Annotated in this window: 20 protein-coding genes and 1 other RNA gene; 12 read left to right on the forward strand and 9 right to left on the reverse strand. The window is 63.0% G+C overall.

Annotated features, from left to right (window positions below):
* Nucleotides 1-18 precede the first annotated feature (18 nt).
* The 6 genes from MEMAR_RS06260 (at nt 19) to MEMAR_RS06280 (ending at nt 4,535) form a co-directional block, all read left to right on the forward strand.
* Nucleotides 19-585: a hypothetical protein gene (locus MEMAR_RS06260; protein ID WP_011844116.1), complete on the forward strand. Its 567-nt coding sequence runs from the start codon at nt 19-21 to the stop codon at nt 583-585.
* Between the two features lie 391 nt (nt 586-976).
* A complete protein-coding gene (locus tag MEMAR_RS06265) occupies nt 977-1,264 on the forward strand; it encodes a hypothetical protein (RefSeq protein ID WP_048063775.1) in 288 nt (95 codons plus the stop codon).
* Between the two features lie 168 nt (nt 1,265-1,432).
* Nucleotides 1,433-2,335 carry an urease accessory protein UreH domain-containing protein gene (locus MEMAR_RS06270; RefSeq protein ID WP_011844118.1) on the forward strand — a complete coding sequence of 301 codons (903 nt, stop codon included), beginning with the start codon at nt 1,433-1,435 and terminating at the stop codon, nt 2,333-2,335.
* 589 nt (nt 2,336-2,924) lie between these two features.
* On the forward strand, nt 2,925-3,233 hold the full coding sequence (locus tag MEMAR_RS12960; protein WP_143706344.1) for a hypothetical protein: 309 nt from the start codon (nt 2,925-2,927) through the stop codon (nt 3,231-3,233).
* Nucleotides 3,211-3,666, forward strand: a complete 456-nt coding sequence (locus MEMAR_RS06275; RefSeq protein ID WP_081432602.1) for a transglutaminase-like domain-containing protein — start codon at nt 3,211-3,213, stop codon at nt 3,664-3,666. The genes MEMAR_RS12960 and MEMAR_RS06275 overlap by 23 nt, the downstream gene beginning before the upstream one ends.
* An 8-nt stretch (nt 3,667-3,674) precedes the next feature.
* The gene (locus MEMAR_RS06280) at nt 3,675-4,535 is read left to right on the forward strand and encodes a PGF-CTERM sorting domain-containing protein (protein ID WP_011844122.1); all 861 of its coding nucleotides are present in this window, start codon (nt 3,675-3,677) and stop codon (nt 4,533-4,535) included.
* Between the two features lie 180 nt (nt 4,536-4,715).
* Here the strand turns inward: MEMAR_RS06280 and gltA are convergent, their stop codons facing one another.
* Together gltA and MEMAR_RS06290 are read right to left on the reverse strand one after the other, a co-directional pair.
* Nucleotides 4,716-6,059: an NADPH-dependent glutamate synthase gene (gene gltA / locus MEMAR_RS06285; protein WP_011844123.1), complete on the reverse strand. Its 1,344-nt coding sequence runs from the start codon at nt 6,057-6,059 to the stop codon at nt 4,716-4,718.
* On the reverse strand, nt 6,052-6,912 hold the full coding sequence (locus MEMAR_RS06290) for a sulfide/dihydroorotate dehydrogenase-like FAD/NAD-binding protein (RefSeq protein WP_011844124.1): 861 nt from the start codon (nt 6,910-6,912) through the stop codon (nt 6,052-6,054). The genes gltA and MEMAR_RS06290 overlap by 8 nt, the downstream gene beginning before the upstream one ends.
* 181 nt (nt 6,913-7,093) lie before the next feature.
* On the opposite strand from MEMAR_RS06290, the gene MEMAR_RS13130 reads away from it, so the two are divergent.
* A complete protein-coding gene (locus MEMAR_RS13130) occupies nt 7,094-7,249 on the forward strand; it encodes a hypothetical protein (protein ID WP_011844125.1) in 156 nt (51 codons plus the stop codon).
* A 3-nt stretch (nt 7,250-7,252) separates the two neighbouring features.
* Nucleotides 7,253-7,576 (forward strand): YbjQ family protein, encoded by a 324-nt coding sequence (locus tag MEMAR_RS06295; RefSeq protein WP_011844126.1) that lies wholly within the window; start codon nt 7,253-7,255, stop codon nt 7,574-7,576.
* 752 nt (nt 7,577-8,328) lie between these two features.
* Here MEMAR_RS06295 and arcS read toward each other — a convergent pair.
* From arcS to MEMAR_RS06315, 4 genes are read right to left on the reverse strand one after another with little or no spacing between them, the layout of a single operon-like run.
* On the reverse strand, nt 8,329-9,963 hold the full coding sequence (gene arcS, locus MEMAR_RS06300; RefSeq protein ID WP_011844127.1) for an archaeosine synthase subunit alpha: 1,635 nt from the start codon (nt 9,961-9,963) through the stop codon (nt 8,329-8,331).
* Nucleotides 9,950-11,401: a tRNA guanosine(15) transglycosylase TgtA gene (gene tgtA / locus MEMAR_RS06305; RefSeq protein WP_011844128.1), complete on the reverse strand. Its 1,452-nt coding sequence runs from the start codon at nt 11,399-11,401 to the stop codon at nt 9,950-9,952. Before tgtA ends, arcS begins: the two co-directional genes overlap by 14 nt.
* Before the next feature lie 5 nt (nt 11,402-11,406).
* Nucleotides 11,407-11,973: a TIGR00296 family protein gene (locus tag MEMAR_RS06310; protein WP_048063777.1), complete on the reverse strand. Its 567-nt coding sequence runs from the start codon at nt 11,971-11,973 to the stop codon at nt 11,407-11,409.
* A 29-nt stretch (nt 11,974-12,002) separates the two neighbouring features.
* Nucleotides 12,003-12,563: a hypothetical protein gene (locus MEMAR_RS06315; protein WP_011844130.1), complete on the reverse strand. Its 561-nt coding sequence runs from the start codon at nt 12,561-12,563 to the stop codon at nt 12,003-12,005.
* Nucleotides 12,564-12,733: 170 nt separating this feature from the next.
* Between MEMAR_RS06315 and rnpB the strand changes: the two genes are divergently transcribed.
* Nucleotides 12,734-13,075, forward strand: an RNA gene (gene rnpB, locus MEMAR_RS12560) — RNase P RNA component.
* A gap of 44 nt (nt 13,076-13,119) precedes the next feature.
* On the opposite strand, the gene MEMAR_RS06320 is transcribed toward rnpB, so the two are convergent.
* Nucleotides 13,120-13,380, reverse strand: coding sequence for a hypothetical protein (locus tag MEMAR_RS06320; protein WP_011844131.1), 261 nt, complete (start codon nt 13,378-13,380; stop codon nt 13,120-13,122).
* Between the two features lie 86 nt (nt 13,381-13,466).
* Here MEMAR_RS06320 and MEMAR_RS06325 point away from each other — a divergent pair, with 86 nt between their 5' ends.
* Nucleotides 13,467-14,021, forward strand: coding sequence for a CBS domain-containing protein (locus tag MEMAR_RS06325; RefSeq protein WP_011844132.1), 555 nt, complete (start codon nt 13,467-13,469; stop codon nt 14,019-14,021).
* 2 nt (nt 14,022-14,023) lie between these two features.
* On the opposite strand, the gene tpiA is transcribed toward MEMAR_RS06325, so the two are convergent.
* Nucleotides 14,024-14,692 carry a triose-phosphate isomerase gene (gene tpiA, locus MEMAR_RS06330; RefSeq protein WP_011844133.1) on the reverse strand — a complete coding sequence of 223 codons (669 nt, stop codon included), beginning with the start codon at nt 14,690-14,692 and terminating at the stop codon, nt 14,024-14,026.
* 687 nt (nt 14,693-15,379) lie between these two features.
* Between tpiA and MEMAR_RS06335 the strand changes: the two genes are divergently transcribed.
* On the forward strand, nt 15,380-15,619 hold the full coding sequence (locus MEMAR_RS06335) for a hypothetical protein (protein WP_187147907.1): 240 nt from the start codon (nt 15,380-15,382) through the stop codon (nt 15,617-15,619).
* An 85-nt stretch (nt 15,620-15,704) separates the two neighbouring features.
* Here MEMAR_RS06335 and MEMAR_RS06340 read toward each other — a convergent pair whose 3' ends face one another.
* Nucleotides 15,705-18,224 (reverse strand): U32 family peptidase, encoded by a 2,520-nt coding sequence (locus tag MEMAR_RS06340; RefSeq protein WP_011844134.1) that lies wholly within the window; start codon nt 18,222-18,224, stop codon nt 15,705-15,707.
* Nucleotides 18,225-18,321: 97 nt separating this feature from the next.
* Here MEMAR_RS06340 and MEMAR_RS06345 point away from each other — a divergent pair, with 97 nt between their 5' ends.
* Nucleotides 18,322-19,122 carry a pyrroline-5-carboxylate reductase family protein gene (locus MEMAR_RS06345; protein WP_011844135.1) on the forward strand — a complete coding sequence of 267 codons (801 nt, stop codon included), beginning with the start codon at nt 18,322-18,324 and terminating at the stop codon, nt 19,120-19,122.
* The last annotated feature ends 30 nt before the right edge of the window (nt 19,123-19,152 follow it).

The raw sequence follows: 19,152 nt of genomic DNA on the forward strand, positions 1-19,152 counted from the left end.
GCTAACGAAGGGACTGCAATGAAGTTGCACACTTACTCATACATCGCGACGATAATCCTCGCCGTCCTCGCGAGCGCCGGGTGCCTGGGACCGGCCGATACCAACCTGACCGCAAACGTCACGCTGGAACCGACACCGGAGCCCTGCGAGACGTGCACCGTCCCCGAAGGATTCTGCGGCCCGCCCGCGGTCTGCCCGGGGGAGCCGGTGGACGGCGTCTATGCCTTCACGGACAAGAACGTCTACCACATCGGGGAGGTGGTGGAGTTCGGCATCGTCAACTGCGGCGATGAGCCGGTGGAATTCGGCAGCCCACGCCCATGGTGGATTGACAGATGGGTCACGAACGAATCAGGATGCATGCCGGGCAATTGCACCGGCGGCACGTGGGAGCTCGTCGGCAATGCGGGATGTGCTCCGACCGTGGTGTGCTTCCTCGACCCCGGAGAGAACTGGACGGTGCGGTGGGATACTTCAGGGGCGAACCAAAGTGAGACCATAGACATGGGGGCGGACAACCCCACTCCCGGGATATACTGCATCTGGTACGAAGGCGGCTACGCCAAGGAGTTCGAGTTCGTGTGAGCGTAACGGCGGCACAGGCATGCTACGGCTTCCGTGTGCGGATGCGCTGCGGCAGCAACGCAGACGGGGTTGCCGATGGTGGACACTAGTGTACCTTATACGGCGGCGCCGTGATAAGGGTTTCATCTCCAGAAAGGGGATCAAACCCCTCACTTTTGGCAAAAACCTGCCGACGTGTAAATGAATCGGACAGAATTTCTAAATAGATCGCCGCTCACGTCATTGTGTGGATGCTTCAGAGCGGCGTCTGCAAAAGATGTGGGGCTACCCATCCCTGGTTGACGACCGGATGACGCGCCCCGCATGCCCGGAGGCAAAGGGAACGTACGCATTCTGCGTACTTAAGGTTGTGCCTCTTTTGCCTCCTGGGAAAGAAACAGGAGGAAAGCAAATGGCGTCCCTTGCATACTCCATCAACCAGATATTCTGGCTCCCTGTCCTTGTCATCCTCGGCCTGCTTCTGACGCGCATCGTCTTCATCGATGGTGGGGAGCGCCACATCACCTTCGCACGATCGGCCATCTTCTACCTCGGAGCAACTGGGATCGTCCTTCTGCGCTACCTGGTACTGGGGTACCCCGTTCTCCCCCTCCTCCAGGCAATCGCGCTTGTTGGTATCGTTGCTTTTCCCATCCTCTATATCTGGGAACGACGGCGCGCACCGGAGGGAGCGGATTGATGGCTGATGGATGACCAGCAGAGTGATCGATGTGTTCTGCGCACCCCTGTGAGAGGTAGAGGGCTCATGACCGTAAAGGCAGTGCAGGTACTGGCCGCTCTGCTCATCGCATGCACTCTGTGCATTCCTGCAGTCGCGGCCTCAACGATCCCCCTCGAATACTAACACATGGACCGGTGCCCGGACTGCAAACTGACTGATCCGCTGATTGCGGACCTGGAAAGCACCTACGACGGCGCCCTCACGATCGAATGGATCGACGTCGAGACTGTGGACAGTTGGGAGCGATGGAACGCGTACGCATTTCTCGAAGTCCCGGCCGTAGTCGTGAACGGCACCGTCACAATTCCCAAAGAGGAGATCACCGACGAGAACCTCAGGGCGGCGATCGAGCAGTCCCTTGCCGGTGCTGAGCCGCAGGAGAACTCGCCGCCGATTAACTGGAATATCCCGTTTGCATTCTCCCTGGGCCTTTTCTCCGGGTTCTCACCCTGCCTGATGGCAATACTCGGATTCATACTGGTGTACGTCACCGGGTCGGGCAAAGGGCTGAGAAGCAGTCTCCTGAACTCTGTAATATTCGGTCTGGGGCTGGTAGCCGCGTATATCGTCCTGGGGTGCTGCTTCCTGCTGGCAGGGATGTCCCTTGGTGGTTTCGGTCCGTACCTCGCCGTCGCGGCAGGACTGATCACGATACTCACCGGGGTGAACCTGCTTGGGTTGATAAAACTCCCGATCTCCGCGGACGACTACGTTAAGTCATCCATACGGAAGCATGCAACCACGCTTGCCGGGTTGTTCATTCTGGGCATGATATTTTCAATCGTCAAGGCCCCGTGCGCCGCACCGATGCTCCTCGTCCTGCTGAGCAGAATCCTGATCGACGGCACCGTACAGGATTTATCGCTCCTGCTGGTCTTCGGAGCCGGGGTGCTCACGCCGTTTCTCGGCGTCGGAGTCCTCGGTGGATACGCCTCATCAAGCAGGATACGGGAGTACAGGGACGTTATTCGAGCGGGAAGCGGGATCCTGTTGATAGGATTCGGGGTCTGGCTCATCTTCTGGGGGTAAACACTGCTGGATCAGCAGATACCCATCCTCCGGATCGACTGGCGTACCTTGCACGATCTTCCTTGCCGCGAGAATATCCGTTACCCTGCACCTGCATCCTTCAGGATGAGACCGAATGCCTCATTTTTGCAAGCAGTCGATGGACGTGTAAAGAAAAAGGACAGAAAACATAAATGCCCAGACGTCTAGGCTAGAGTGCGGAGGCTCAAAACAGCGTTCGCAAAATCGCGGAGGCTCAAAACAGCGTTCGCAAAATCGCGGAGGCTCAAAACAGCGTTCGCAAAACCGCGGAGGCTCACCCTATCCGTCCAAGACCGGATGAGCTCCCCACTGCCCGAAGGTAAAGGGAACGTACGCGTTCTGCTTACTTAAGGTTGTGCCTCTTTTGCCTCCGGGAAAAGAAGCTGGAGGAAAAACAAATGAATGGAAACATTGGAATGCGGGCACTCTCCGCGCTCCTGGCAATGCTGCTGGTGAGCGCGGGTGTTGTGCCGGTAATGGCTTGCAACCCCCTTGAACCAGGAGCCTGCACCGGTTACTCGTTTACCGAGAGCAGTGGTGTTGTGGATGACTCCAAGGGGGCAGGGTTATGCTGAGATCACTCAAACTATTTTTTAGTTTTCTGGCCCTTTTTATAGTCGCTACAGTTATCCGGTTCGGCGCTCTGATCTGGTATCCGGAATACATAGATCCGGCACACCTGTTATCATCGATATTGCTTGGACTGGCCGTAATTCCCATAGTTCTCATAGTCCTGCTCTCACGTTCCTTCACCGCCAAATTTACTGCTGCAAATCTCAGCCCTCGCGCTACACGTTTGCTCGCGATCATGGCCTCTGCTTTATTTGCTGTTATGACGTTCCTGGGGATTTACTATGGAAATCCGCCGCCGTTGTGATGGCGAAGGAGCCACTATGTTAAAAAAAGGGATTAACATGATAGATCATCCATCCTCCATCGATGGGAAATATTTAGGAGTTTGTGACGAATATGGGACCCTGTATACCGCCTTCGCCCGGGCGCTGGGCATCCCGACGCGGTTCCTGTCGTTCACCATGGAAGAAGTTGCTACCGGCAATGTATCGGGGCATGCCACTGCGGAGTCGTGGAATGGAAATGTCTGGATACACTCGGATCCGACATGGAATGTATTTGACAATCCACAGGTTTACAGGACGGCAGGAAATGATCACATCAACATTACGGTCTACGGTGACGCCGACGACTCCTATTACACACAGGATCCAAACGACCCGACCGGCGACGGCATTCTCAGGTACGAAGATTTCAGAACACAGATCTTCCTCGGTGAGGTTCCGAGGTACAATTAACCCTTTTTATGACGAGAAGTCTCACCCTCCTGGCGTTCGGGCTCATCCTTGCGGTGCTCGTCGGCAGTATCCCTGCAAGTGCGGTAGTGACGCCCCTCCCCGGGCAGGGGAACCAGACCCATATCCTTTATGGGGTCCACCCAAATGCGAAGACCAACGAGACGATCACCGCATTCATCGCTGAACATGGGGAGATCTGGTGGCATGAGAGCACGTACAACCACACGCATGAGTACGTGTACATCGTGCCGGCGAACGCCTGCGAAGAACAGCTCGTCTATTTAAACAAGATTAGAGCCGATGAACACGGCGGCGAACAGTCCATCGGGCAAATCTGGATTATCGGCTGCGATGAGGCGCTGCCCCTGGCCGCGGAACTCACCTTCCCGAAGATTTTTGCGAAGTACCCGGCGCTCAGCAACGACGGCGGGGTGCGGTCGTACGTCGAGAATCAATCCCCCAACCGCTATGAGGAGATCACGTCCAAACCTTCTCGGGCGCAGGTCTACTTCATCAACGATACCGGCGTGTTCACGGAGTACATCGTCGACCTCTCGGGAGGAGAGATCGTCTCCACCACCTACATCTCGGAAGAGAACCTCACGGTCGGGAGAGCCGAAGCGGAGGCGCAGGCCATCTCCGGGCAGTCTCCGGGCGCCTGCGTCGAGAACGTCGTGCTGAAAGTCTACGACAGCGACCGGATAGTCTGGGAGATCACCGTTCGGGCCGGTCGGGAGACGGACATCGTGCAGGTTCCCTCGGACCTGGCGCCCGGGCAGTCGCTCCGGACGACGACGCCGGGGTTCGAAACGATCCTCGCGGCTTTTGGCGTAGGGATGAGTTTCGTCCTGTACCGGAAGCGGAGATAGGGTCGGGGCGGCGGATACGCCCTTTGCAAACGCTCCTGTCCGGCATGCGCGCCTGCCCATCCGGGCATGAGGGGGCATCCCGCTCGAACTCCGCTTTGGTGAAACATCGCCCCTCCAGGCGGCACACCTGAAGAACGGGTTGGACCCGGCCTTGTCCCCGGGCCGATCCAAAAAAAAAAGTTACTCTCCCTTCAGCATCGCGTCGATCGCCGCGGCCGCCTTCTTCGCCGAGCCCATCGCCTCGATCACCGTCGCTGCGCCGGTGGCGATGTCCCCGCCGGCGTAGACGTGGGGGATGGACGTCCGGCCGTTCTCGTCGACGACAACGTTGCCCTTCCGCCCGCGCTCGAGCCCCGGGATCAGGGAGACGAGGAGCGGGTTCGGGCTCGTGCCGATCGCCTGGACGACCATGTCCACGTCGAGGGTGAACTCGCTCCCCTCGATCGGCTTCGGCGACCGGCGGCCGCTTGCATCGATGCCGCAGAGCGACATCTTCACGCACTCGATCCCCGCGACGCACTGCTCGCCGAGGATCCGGGTCGGGTTCGTGCAGGTGTAAAACTCGATCCCCTCCTCCTGTGCGTGCAGAACCTCGGCCCTCCGTGCCGGCATCTCCTCCTCGCCGCGCCGGTAGACGAGCGAGACCTTCGCCCCCAGGCGGCGTGCCACCCGGGCGGAGTCCATCGCGACGTTTCCGCCGCCGATCACCGCGACGCGGGCTCCGTGCATGACCGGCGTGTCGAACTCGGGGAACGCCTCGGCGTGCATCAGGTTCACCCTTGTGAGGAACTCGTTTGCCGAGTAGACACCGCTCAAGTTCTCGCCGGGGATGCACATGAACGCGGGGAGCCCCGCCCCGGTCGCGAGGAAGACCGCATCGTAAGCGAGGAGCTCGTCGACGCTGACGCTCCGGCCCACGAGGTGGTTCTTCTTCAGCCGGGCGCCGAGGGCGAGAACCTGGTCGATCTCTGCCCTGACGACGTCTTTCGGGAGCCGGAATGCGGGGATGCCGTAGGTCAGGACGCCGCCGGCCTCGTGGAGCGATTCATAGATCGTGACGGCGTGGCCGGCACGGGCGAGCTCGGCCGCAGCCGTCAGCCCTGCGGGACCGGAGCCCACGATCGCCACCCGCTTCCCGGTCGGCTTCGCCACGTCGGGGAGGGTGGGGTCGTTCTCCCGCTCCCGGTCGGCCACGAACCGCTCGAGCGCGCCGATCCGGATAGGGGTCTCCTTGTTGCCGAGGATGCAGACGCCCTCGCACTGGGTCTCCTGCGGGCAGACACGCCCGCAGATGGCCGGGAGCATGTTCTGCTCCTTGAGCGCCCGTGCGGCCGCGGGGAAGTTCCCCTCCGCGACATGCCCGATGAACGCAGGGATGTCGATGTTGACCGGACAGCCCGTTACGCAGAAGGGTTTCTTGCACTGCAGGCACCGCTCCGCCTCGGCGACGGCTTCTTCGGCGGAGAGGCCGCAGTCGACCTCCCCAAAGTCCTTGATCCGGACGTCGGCCGGCCGGTCACTCATGGTGGTGGCCTCCCTCGCCGCACCGGCACCGGTGCTCCGCGAACCTCTCGAGCGACTCCTTCTCCTGCGTGGTGTAGATCCGCTGCCGCTGCATCAGTTCGGCAAAATCGACCTGGTGGGCGTCGAACTCGGGGCCGTCGACGCAGGCGAACTTCGTCTCTCCTGCGACGGTCACCCGGCAGGAGCCGCACATCCCCGTCCCGTCGACCATGATCGGGTTGAGGCTGACGTAGGTCTTCACGCCGTAGGGCACCGTCGCGCCGGAGGTGACCTTCATCATGATCGCGGGGCCGATGATCCAGACCCGGTCGATCTTCCGCTCCTCGAGCAGTTTTTTCAGGACGTCGGCTGCAAACCCGTGGACGCCCTTGCTCCCGTCGTCGGTCGTGATGTAGAACTCGTCGCAGATCTCCTCCATCTCGTCCTCCAGGATGAGGAGATCGGCGTTCCTCGCCCCGATGATGCCGATGACGTGGTTGCCCGCCTCTTTCAGCTCCTTTGCGATGAGGGGGGTGCTCGCGATCCCGACACCGCCGCCGATGACGCAGCAGGTGCCGTAGTTCTCGATCTCGCTCGGTTTGCCGAGCGGCCCCACGACATCGCTGATGCTGTCGCCCGCGCCGAGGGTCGCAAGCTCCTCGGTCGTCTTGCCGACGGTCATGAAGATCACCCGGACGGTGTCCCCCCTGACCGCAGAGATGGTGAGCGGTATCCGCTCGCCTTTCTCATGCAGGCGCAGGATAACAAACTGGCCCGCCCGTGCGTGCTCGGCCACCTGCGGCGCACGTATCCAGTATTCGTAAACCCGGTCGGCGAGTTTTGTCGCCAATTCTATCGTATACAACCGCTTCACTCCTGATGATGTTGGTCGTCGTAACGTCGAAATGCATCTAACGCTTCGTACATATTGTGGCTTCAGCCTCTTTACTGCAGCTCCTCTACCTTGAATTAGTACCCCGTGACCGGCCGGAGCGAAGACGGATACAGAGTTAAAAACGCGAACGATTATCCGTTGATCCGTCACAGGAATTGGTATGCGGAGCCAGGTAATCTGGGGTATTGCACTGACCGTCATCGGCGTGGTGCTCGCACTGCTAATTCCTATCTTCGGCATCCCGCTCGTCGTGATCGGCCTCGCGCTGATCATCTGGCGGGGGCGCGAGGAGACCATCGAAGCAATCAAGGAGTGAACAATGATACTGACGACGACTGAAGAAGTGCCGGGCTACGCCGTAGGGGAAGTCCTCGGCGTGGTCTCCGGCAACACCGTACGGGCGAAGAACGTAGGAAGGGATATCACTGCAGGGCTCAAGAGCCTTGTCGGCGGGGAACTCGAGGAGTATACCGCCATGCTCGCCGACGCCCGGACCGAGGCGTACAACCGGATGGCCAATGCCGCGCGCGATCTCGGCGCCGACGCGGTGGTGAACGTCCGGTTCGCGACATCCCAGACGATGGCGGCGGCGGCGGAACTTCTTGCCTACGGAACGGCAGTGAAGCTCGTTCCGAGGAAGTAAGGGATTTTCGGGGTTTTTGGGGTTTTCGGGGCAGGGGATCCTGTCGTTCTTTTTTTGTTGGGATTGGCAGCACGGATTTGAGGCCGTGGGTATCGGGAACGTGTTTGACCTCTTGCTGGGGGTTAAAACTCTTGCTACTCACACATTTCCGTAACACGGATTTCCATCGGCTTCGCACCTTCGGTGCTCTAGCTCCGGTTCTCCGAACCATCGCTTCTCGCCACGCACTGCCCCCGCCCCCCGGGGCGGGGTGCGATGGGCCATAGGGCCGGAGCATGGGCACCGAAGGTGCGGGGGAGGAGGCCGAAGGCCGGGCGGGGTGCGACGGACGGGACGTCCGGAGCATGGGCACCGAAGGTGCGGGGGAGGAGGCCGAAGGCCGGGCGGGGTGCGACGGACGGGACGTCCGGAGCTTGAGAAGACCGAAGGTCTTCGAGTGGGGGTACAGGTATAGCCTTCTGGGTAGAGACAGGGGAGGGGGCATGCCCCCTCGCACCTGTCGGTGCTCAAGCTCGCTACGCTCGCACTTCCCACCTGACGGTGGTCGAGCTCCGGTTCTACGAACCATCGCACTCCCCGTCAGCCCCACCCCCAATGGCGATATCCACCACGGTCCACTGTACCGGGATTTTTCCTCGCTCGCCAGTTTCAACCCTTGAACGTCGCAGGCGCAAAAGACAATGGATCTCGATGATTCTAAATTTGAGCGCCACAAAACATGAGCCCAGGGGGAAGCGAATCCCCCGGCTCATTCACTCCCCGATCTTCTTCACCTTCCGCACCCGCACCGCGACACCGCGCTTCGACCGGAGCATCTCGTCCGCGCCCATCATCGCCCGGCCGGTGGCGATCGCGAGCGGTCCTTCGACCAGCACCTCGTCGCCCTCCCGTATCCGGGGGTCGCAGTCGGTGATGCCCGGGGCGAGGACGTCGCCCTGCGGCACGAACTCGTCGATCTTGATCCGGTAGCCCTCGGGTATCAGGTCCCATCCCGCAAACGTCGGGCGGAACAGCCCGGTCCCGGGGTCGATGCTGAAGAGCTGCTGCTTCCCGCGGAGCACCGCCATCTGCATGCTCCTCCCCCGGAGCTGGAGGCCCTTCGTGTTGATATCGGTCGCGAACTGCCAGGAGACCGTGCCGCGGATGGTGTCGGTCTGCATCCGCCGCTCGCCTTCGAGGGCGGCATCCAGGGCATGCAGGGACCCCGGCGCCGTCGGATGGCCCTCGCAGGTCACCTCGAGGTCGATCCCGCAGGCTTCCGCCGCCATCTCTGCAACCGTGAGCGCCCCGCCCTCGAGGTGCGCGATCACCCGGCGGTAGGGGTGTGCAGCCAAGTAGCGGGCGAGGATATCGGCGATGAAGGCGCACTCCTCACGGTCCCAGTATCCGGTCACCGGCACGTCGTAATGGCCCGCCGGGTAGACCCGCTCGAGTTCTCTCGGCACGAGGCCGAGGGGCGAGGTGACGATCAGTTCGTGCGCCCGCCGGTTCACCGTGTTCACAAAAAGCCGGTGACTCCGGGAGAGCGAGTAGGGCTTCCGTGCCGAGCAGGGGAGGAGAACCGCGACGTCCGTCCGGGTCGGGACGAACCGCTCGATCACCCGGTCGGCGAACCGCCGGACTTCCGCCCTGTTCTGCGACTCGGCGGTGTTGGCCCGCATCGGCACTGACCGCGCCACCGGAAGGGAGCGTTCCATCAACGCGTAGTTCCGGTCGAGGAACCGGAGGATGCCGACCTGCGCGGCGTCCGCGCGGCACCGGGCCTCCATCAGTTCCCGGAGCCTGCCCGCCTCGATGTAGTGCCGCACGAGGGCAAGTTCGCGGTCGAGCGCGAGACGGTTGTGCCGGAGAAGGTCGCCATCCCGGCAGCCCTCGCACCCGCAGGCGCCGGTCTCCATCAGCGATGCGGGGAACTCGCCTTCGGGGAGGCAGAACTTCTTCTGCGCCGTGGCGAGGTCGACCGCCCGGTAGTCGAAGAGGTCGAAACCCGAGTAGACGAGGAGGCAGGCGGTCGAGGGGAGCGCCGATGCCGGGGCGTACCACGCGGTGTCCGGCGGGATCTTCTCTTTCAGCGTGTTAAGCCACGTCGCGTAGTTCCGGGGGTTCTTCTCCGCCGTGTGCCAGTTCGCGACCAGGACGCAGTCACCGGACTCCGCCGAGGCGGCGAGCGGGTGGACGGTCACCGGCTGCCCCTCGCCGGGGCTGAAGTAGTTCTCCACGAACGCCGGGTCGATGGCGAGCGGGACGTTCGAGAGAGCCCGGTCGCGGAGCGTGGGGAAGAGGGCGTCCGTATCGAGGGCGGCGGGGAGGGATACGCTCGCCTCTTCGTGTTCATAGGTTCCTACCCGGGCAAGGCCGTCGCGCTTCTGCGCCTCATACCTGCTCATGGAGCACCTCCGCGTCCGGAACCTCTTCGAGAACGAGGCGCGTCCATACCTCGCCACATTGAACCGTAAACCGGCTCTCCGGGTGCGCCTCCATCAGCGACCGGATGCCTGCGCATCCCGACCGGACCATATCGTCGTCCCACTCCGGGACCTCGCTCTGGCCTACCGGGAAGGTTTCCGCGAGTTCCACGGGGTAGGGCCCGAAGGGCGGCTTGAAGTTCAGGACGGTGTCGAACCCGGGCGCACCCTGCCCGTCGAACGAGACGAGCACCCGCTCGCCGAGGGGGATGCGGGGGATGACCTCATGGAACCGGAGCACCTCGGTTCTCCGGCAGGTCTCCGAGCCCCGGTAGAAGAACCGGCGCTTGGAGACGGGGTCGTCGCGTTCGAGTTCCGCAACGTGGGCGAGGAGTTCCCGGTAGCCGTCGAGCAGGCGCGGGTGGCTCCGGCACCGCTCGTCGACGAGCTCCCAGAGCGTCCCGTCCTGGATCGCCTGCCGGATGCGGGCGATCTCTGCAAGAGTGACGTGCAGGTTGTGGAGGGCGAGCAGCCGCTCCCGGTCCTCGGACTTCCGGAGTTCGTCAGCGGTCATCGAGCGGCAGACCCGGCAGGCGCAGGGGAGTTCCGCGAGCTCGTCGATCTTGAGGCTCCCGTGGGGGGTGATGTAGCGCCCCTCCCGCGCGAAGAGGGCGTATGCAGCCGAGTCGAAGAGGTCGCAGCCCATCGCGACGGCGAGGGCGAACATCGACGGGTGGCCTGCACCGAAGAGGTGGACGGCGGTACCCGGGGAGAGGCCGCGTTTCGCCGCAAGGACGACCTGCACGAGTTCTTTGTAGCGGTAACTCTCCATCAGCGGCACCACGGCGCCGATGGGAGCGAAGGTGAAGTCGAGGTCCCGGACGGCGCGTCCCGCCTCCTCGCGGAGGTCGGTGAAGATGCCGCCCTGCACCGGCGCTGCCAGGTTCGCATCCGGGAAGAGAGCCTGTGCCTCGCGGATCCGCTCCATCGTGACCGCGAGTTCCCGTGCCGCCCTCCCGGGCCCTGCGTCCGGCGGGGTCGGGAGATCCAGAGGGACGACGATGTCGCTTTTTATCGCCTGCTGGAACTCGAGCGTGTCCCGGTTGCTCACCTCGACCTCCCCGTAGACGGAGAGCTGGAACGAGCCCGAGTCGGTCATGATGACGCCGTCGAAGTCGAGGACGCCATGAAGCCCTTCTGCAAGCGCCCGGTCGTGGAATTCGGTGCTCCGCCTGAAGATGTAGGCGTTCGTGATCAGCGCCTCGACGCCCATCTCCCGCATCTCGCGGGGAGTGACCAGGGGGAGGTGGGGATTGACGACAGGGAGGAGCGCGGGCGTCCGGACTGTTTTATCGTTCACCCTGAGTTTGCCGACCCTGCCTGCGATATCTTTGTGTATGACTTCAAAAGTAATTGCCATTCGGGTTAAACCGCCTTTTCTTCGAATATCTGCCCCTCGAACGTCTGCACGGCGACGTCGCCGCGTTGCCAGCACCCGGGCGAAAGCCCGGCCTTGACGCAGGTCTGGTCGAGGAACTCTCTGCTGTCCCAGCCGTACTCGGTCGGAACCTGCGGCAGGAGGAGCCCCCCTCTTCCGAGGCCGCTGACGATCAGGCCGTGCTTCCCGACCTCGACGCAGTTGGGGCGCTCCTCCGGCGGGCAGTCGAGCGGCCGCGGGGGCGTGAGCACCGTCACCTCGAGATCGAGGTCGGCGAGTTCCCGCCGCGATACCGGGGGAAACCGGGGATCCTTGAGAGCCGCCGATGCGGCCGCTTCGAGGATCGCATCGCCGAGCGGTTTTACCGGGTACGGGAGGCCGATGCATCCGCGGAGGCGTCCCTGCCGCTTGATCGTGACGAAGACGCCGCGTTTCTCCCCAAAAACAGGGGGGAGATCGGGCAGCATCATCCGTTCGCCGTCGACGGCTTTCTCGACGGCTTTGCGTGCCAGACGAACTGCCGTTCTGCCTTCTTCCGGGGTCAGCATTTCCATCAAAATGGGTTGTATGATATTGAATACTTTTAGTCTTTCTCGGGAGAAGAGGGAGTACAAACACCGGGCGACGAGATGATGGAACAGGGTGCATTGCCCTCGGGGCGCACCAGAACGGTCAGGGACTCGCCTGCGGGGATCGGCCGGTCGAGGCGGAGCCGGATCGTGCACTCCTCCCCGGCACCGAGGAGGTTGTCGCCCCGGGGTGTTGCCGCCGACCACGTCCCCGGTTCCGGAAGGGTGTCTTTGGACGGGGCGAGGATCTCAAGATACGTCCCTGCCATGACCGTCACGGTGGCCCGGGCAAGGTCGACCGGATCGCCTTCCCCGGTATGGGCGACGCGGACGGCGACGGTATCGACGAAGGTGCCGGAGAGCCCCGGAATCGACGAGGAGCCGGTGACCTCCCCGGCCGGTTCAAGATACGGTTCGCCTGCGGCAAAGACAGGATACATATCCGAATCGGGCGAAGAGCCGCCGCCCATAGCGCCCACCCCGTACGAGACGAGCGAGAAGAGTGTGGTGACGGCGACGAACGCCGCAAAGATTGCTGCAAGCTCCAGGTGTGTATGAACTTCGCTTCCCCCCATGGTAACGCCAATGGTAAGACCTCGGAACCAGTATATAATCCTATCTGCTGTTAGGATATGCGCGGCCGATCCAGAAACGCCCGTACAATGGTTCCATTTTCGGCGGCCCCGGATGAACCCGGGCGGAGCACCCGTACGGGTATATACTCCCGTGGTGAAGTATTATATGGGAGAGGGAGAGTGCGGCCGACGGTGGCACATCCTGTGCCGCTGAGGAAAGTCCTCCCACCGGCCAGACACGCAGCCGCATGCAAGTGCGGGTGGCGAGAGTCACGGCAATGACACAGAAACGACACGGCCCGCCGTCAGTGATGAAACGATCGAGCCCCCGTCCGGGGGCAAGCGGCGCGGGTTTCCGCGCAACTCGTTGAACGCAGCGGCGGGAAACGATGAAACGGTGAATCCCTGCGGGTGCAAGCCAGAATCGGGCATATGGATCGTCTGGTATCCGCCCAGGTATGGCGCGTAGCTGAATGCCGCACCGAACAGAAGGAGGCTTACTCCTCCCACTCTTCACAACATTCCGAGTTCTTTTCAAGGAAACCGTTATAGAGCCTCAGCCGCTTCGTGGTTTCAGTTCGATCTCATCAAACGTCACGACGTGCGAATCGAAGACGTCGCCCCGTTCGTTAACGGAGAGCTGGACGAAGATCTCGGCGGGTGTGTTTTCCATGGATACGACGTCGGCGTGCTCCGCCCTGACGTCGAACCCGAGAACCTCCAGTTCGCTCCGAACGGCGTCCCGGGTGTAGTAGGTCGAGAGGATATCCCTAACCTTTGCAAGGACGGTCTGCTGCTCCTCCTCTGTTACGGCCATACTCACCCCATGCATCCGGGGGTATATTAACCTCTCCAGTGCCTACAGGCAAATATATATGTAAAAAAATTACTAATAGTAATAAGATGGAGATACCCACCCCGGCGGAACTTCGGGAAAAACGACTTCGAATGGGCTTAAAGCAGGCCGATGTGGCCCGTATGGCCGGAATCAGCCAGTCCATGGTCGCGCGGATCGAGGCAGGCAGCGTGGACCCGAGGGTGAGCACGCTCGCCAAGATCGTGGACGTCCTGCGGGCAGCGGAGCACTCGGCGATCACGGCGGCCGATGTGATGCACACCCCGGTGCTCTCCGTCGCCCCGGACGATCCTGTCGGCCGTGCCGTCGAGATCATGGGCACAAACGGTATCTCCCAGCTGCCGGTGCTCGAGAAGGACGTGCCCGTCGGGTGCATATCCGAATCGGCTATCATGAACGCCATGGAAGAAGGAGGGCTCCACCATACGCACCGGAGACTGGTGCAGGACTACCTGGAGCCCGGGTTCCCGACAGTTCCCCCGACGGCGCCGATCGACACGGTCGTCCACCTCCTGCACCACAGCCACGCGGTCGTCGTTATCGAGAAGGGGAAGGTGCAGGGCGTGATCACCAAGCACGACCTGATATCGTTGATCACCTGATTTTAGAGCAGCGAGACCAGGTCCCGGAGGACCGCTTCGGGATCGTCGGCCTTGACCACGCTTGAGGCGAGGAGAACACCGCATGTCCCGAGGTCGACGGCGATCTTCACGCACTCGCCCGACTGGATGCCCGCCCCGGTCAGGACGTTCACGTCCGGGTTCACCGCCCGGACGGCGTTGACCGACCGCTCGATGATCCCCGGGTCGGCCTTCGAGACCGAGACCCCGCTCCCGATCAGCTCCGGGGGCTCAATCGCCACGTAGTCGGGCCGGAGCGCTGCGGCGGCGGCGCTCGTCGCGTCGTTGTTCGTGCAGACGACCGTCTCGAGGTGGAGCCTCCGGGCGCTCTCGACGCAGGCGCCGATATCGGCCAGGGTGAGGCGGCGCTCGGAGTGGTTGATCAGGGTGCCGCGTGCGCCCGCCGACCGGACGGCTTCCGGGAGAATATGCCCGGTATGGGCGCCTGGGGTGATCGCGTCGATATGCTGGGCGTAGACCGGGATCGCGTAGTGGTGGCTCATCGGGTGAAGCTCGGTGAAGGCCGGCGCGATGCCGATGACGGCTCCGCTCTCTTTTGCCACGGTCTCGGCCGCAGCGGCGATCCGGTGAGCGTTGCTGCCCATGCCTTCCTGATAGGTCTTGAGATTGACCAGAACGAACGGGGAATCCATATTCATCACGTCTGCCTGATAGGTTGCTCCTCTTGATATTAACTCTGATGCTGGTGGCGGGGGCTGAGAGGACGGTGGGAAGGTGGATCGCTTGGTGACTTGCAATATTCTGAAGCAACTGAGCGCTGGATGACAGCGACTTGTGTCCAGCGGAATTTGCGAAGCGTTGGTTTAAGTGAAGACGGTAAGTTCGAAGCTTTTCAGTTGAAAACAACAGAACAGCCTGACATGAGAATGTCCCCGTATAGTGGACCGTGGGAGAATCGCCACGGGGGGTGGGGACAGGGGAGGGGGGAGACCCCCCTCCCCACCTGACGGTGGTTGAGCTCCGTTCCTTCGCACCTTCGGTGCTCACGCTCCGGTTCTAACGATCCGTCGCGCTTCGGAACGTCGCACCTCGCACCTAACGGTGCTCATGCTCCGGCCGTCCCGCCCGTCGCACTCCCCGTCAGCCCCTCCCCACATGGCGATACTAGGCAAACGCCGTTTCCACATTCCATCTTTGTTATAGCCCTAGTCGGGGAAAACTCGCATGTACATGTTTCGATCAAAGACAGAAAATATTTACATGAACAGAGTTCAAGGGGACGTATGAGACGGACCATGTATATAAGGTTTAGTCAAGGGTTCAGACCCGCGGAATCTGTTGCACCAAAGTTTCATCAGAAGGAGGAGGTATCTGCTCAAATGATGGCAGTAATCGGCTTCTTTCTTGGAAGAAATGAGATCGCTGGCCTGGTGAAGAAGTCGGATGGAAATGTATATGCACGAATTAAAGGTGAGATTGATCACACGCACCTTATGGGACAATATGAAGAAATTCGTTTAAACTGGTTGAATTTGATCGATTCTCCGGAAACAGGGTTATCCAGTTCCGAGTGCGAATGGTGTAAAGAACAGCTTGGCATGATCCGCTTAGTCGAGTAGTTTTTCACGTTCTCTGCGGATCAAAAAACTGTGTGCCTAGATTCCTCGCGGATGATTCCGGCACAAGTTCTCTTCGTAACCAGCCTCACTCCTCTATCCCCCTGACAAAATGCCCGCCGGTGATGCCGCCGAGCGCCCGCCGTTTCACCTCGTCCTTGAGCCCGGGAAGGACGCCGTGGTCTCCCCGGGCCGCGGCGTCGATGCCCGTCCGGTAGAGCCGGGTCATCTCCGCTGCGTAGCGCGGCCCCCGTCCCCGTGCGTCGATGGCGACGGCGTCGATGCCCATCGCGGCGATTTGAGGCAGGCGGTCGATGAGACAGGTCTCGACGGCGTTTGCGATGTATGTCCGCCCCTCGCCGTCGCACCGGAGCGGGAAGACGCGGTTTCTTCCGTCCTGGAGACCCAGGAACTCTTCTCCGGCGACCGCCGCCGCGAGCCTGTCCTCGGTCACCATCGCCTCGACGTTGCCCTGCACGAGCACCTCGAGTCCGGGGGCATCCCCGGCCAGGGCCGCAAGCCCGGCAAGGTCGTCGGCCGGGAGTTCGGGGGATGCCGTGCACCGCAGGAAGAGCGGCGCCAGTTCCGCGGCGGTGCGGTGATTCCAGAGGTTCAGCCCGGCGGCGCCGTAGAGCGCCATCCGGGGTTCGGCCCGCCGCACCGCGTCCGCTGCGCCCGTCCCGCTCACCATCACCCTGCGGACGCCCGCATCGTAAAGCGATGGGAGGAGGGGAGCCGCCGCGTCGAGGAAGGTGCGCCGGGTGATCGACGGCCATTTCCAGACGAGGTCCGCACCCCCCTCCCGACAGACGCCGGCGGCCTCTTCGAGGATGCCCGGAGCGGATACCTCCAGGTAGACGGTGCGTGCGCCGCCCCGGACGGCGGCCTGTGCACCCTCGAGGGTATCGGTGTAGACCGAGACCGACGGAACCCGCGGGTTCCGGTGAGAACCTGCAGGCTGTTCCAGCACGGCAACTGCCGCTTCGGCCCTCTCCCGGGCGGCACGCACCGCGTCTTCCCCGGGTCGCCGTGCAGCGAGCATGGCCTCCTCGACCCTCTCGAGGAATGCCCGCCTGACCCGGTTCAGTTCCCCGAGCGGTGCAAAGAGCCCGCCGGGGTAGCGGAGCGTCAGGTTCCGTATCGTAAACGGCGTCCCCCCGGTCTTTGTCAGCTGCTCCGCAATCTGCTCTCCGGTAATCGGCCGGCTCCGTGCAGGCTCCATCATGAGATCCGGGCGGTAGCGCACCCGGAGCGGTTCGCTCCCCTGCAGATCGATGACCGCCTCCAGGCAGGGCGTGCCGTCCTCCCAGACGGCCGTCACGTCGAGCGGGAGCGGCTGCAGGGGTCTCTTCATGATCCGCTTCGCCCGCTCCTCGAGATCCGCGCTCTTCGTCAGGAAGACCCGGGCGCCGGGATCGACGGGTGCGGGAACGGAAAGCCGCACCGTTCCGCGGCGGACGGCGGGCGTGCCGCGGACGACCGCTCCTGTGTCGCGGTCGGGGTCGTCGGTGCAGAAGGCGAGCCCGTCGCCGGAACGCGGCACGAGATCGCCCGTAAGGCGCACGGTCGCCTCCTGCCGCCGCGGGTCGTAGCCAATGGCCGTGCCGAGCGGGACGCCCCGGTTCCCGGGCCGGTCGCGGGCCATGATATCGCGGGCGCCGAGGATGTAGCCCTCCGTGAACTCCCGGTTGAACGCGAGCGCAAGGTCGCGCATATCCTCCCGCGAGGGCGACCAGTCTTCCCCGGCGGCGATCGCGTCGAGAGCGCGCCGGTAGATGGCCGTCACCGTGGCCACGTACTCCACCGAGCGCATCCTCCCCTCGATCTTGAGCGAGGCCACCGGCGAACGTGCAAGGAGGTCGAGGCGCGGGTATACCGAGAGGTCACGGGTCGAGAGCAGGTAACGGTCCGATCCGGACCTCGCCCGCAGGTCTTTCGGGCGCCCGTACTCGTCCGTCCCGGCGGCCATGAGCCGATAGGGCTTCCGGCAGGGCTGGGCGCACATCCCGCGGTTCCCGCTCCGTCCCCCGATGACCGAGGAGAGGAGGCACTGGCCCGAGTAGCAGTAGCAGAGCGCCCCGTGGGCGAAGACCTCGATGCCGATCCCCCGTGCCTCCGCATCCTCTGCGATACCCTCGATCTCGGACAGCGTGAGTTCCCGGGCGAGCACCACGCGGGAGAACCCCTCCCGTGCCGCCCGCACCACGCCTTCGCGGTTGTGGATCGTCATCTGGGTCGAGGCGTGGAGTATGAGGTCCGGGACGACCTCCCGGGCAAGCGCCGCCACACCGATATCCTGCACCAGAACGGCATCGACCCCGAGCTCGTAGAGCCGGAGGAGGTAGCGGGCGACGTCGGGGAGTTCGGCGTCCCGGACGAGGACGTTTACGGTGACGTAAACCCTGACTCCATGGAGGTGCGCGTAACCGACGGCGGATTCGAGTTCCTCGTCGGAGAAGTTCGCCGCGTAGTGCCTGGCCCCGAACCGTCGCCCGGCAAGGTAGACGGCATCGGCGCCGGCGGCAACCGCTGCGGCCAGGGCCTCCGGCGACCCGGCCGGCGCAAGCAGTTCCGGCGACCCGGACGTCTTATGGTGATCGTGCGGCATCTGCTTCGTACCGTTCGCTCTGGCGGCCTATATACCCACCCCGGGTGAAGCGGGTATCCTTTTTGCACAGGAGAACGATCTGGAGAGGGGCTTGTGTATGGATTGTATAGGGGTTATCGGCTACGGACACATGGGCAGCATGCTGGTGGATGGGTTTCTCTCGTCCGGCGTGCTCGGCGTCGATGAGGTCGTGGTAACGTCCAGGAGGCAGGAGAGCCGGGATGCATGCGCCGCAGCATGGCCGGGCATCGGCATCGCCGCAACAAACAGTGAACTCGCACGACAGTGCCGCACGATCATCCTCGCCGTCAGGCCGCAGGAGGTGAAAGACGTCCTCCATGAGATTTTTCCGGCAATGGACGGCGACGAGCATATCGTCTCGCTTGCCGCAGGCGTCGGCCTCACGGAGCTTGAGGGGCTGTTTTCAGGTTCGGTCACCCGGGCCATTCCCACGATCACCTCAACGATCGGACAGGGGACGACGCTCGTCTGCCACGGGCGGCAGGTGGGCATGCACGACGCTCTCCGGATTGAGGGACTCTTCTCGTCCATCGGGAACGTGATGCTTGTCGGGGAGGAAGAACTCCCGGCGGCCACCATACTCTCGAGCTGCGGGCCGGGGCTGCTCGCCGCAGTCATCGAGGAACTGGCGGGCGCGGCTGCCCATGCGAGCAGTCTTTCGGGGGATCGGGCGCTTGAACTCGCAACGGAGACGGCTGCGGCTACGGCCGCCTACCTCCGGGAGACCGGCGAGACCCCCGGCGACCTGGTCGGGCGGGTCGCGACCGGCGGCGGCGTCACGGAGGTTGGGGTGAAAGGGATCCGGGAACGGCTGCCGGAAGTCTTCGACGAGGCGGTCGCCGCCATGCTGGAGCGCTACGGTGCGGTGGGGAAGTGACGGCGGGCCGGGCCCGCTCCCGATCTCCTG

The sequence above is a fragment of the Methanoculleus marisnigri JR1 genome (assembly GCF_000015825.1).
In the GTDB taxonomy this organism is placed as follows: Archaea; Halobacteriota; Methanomicrobia; order Methanomicrobiales; family Methanoculleaceae; genus Methanoculleus; species Methanoculleus marisnigri.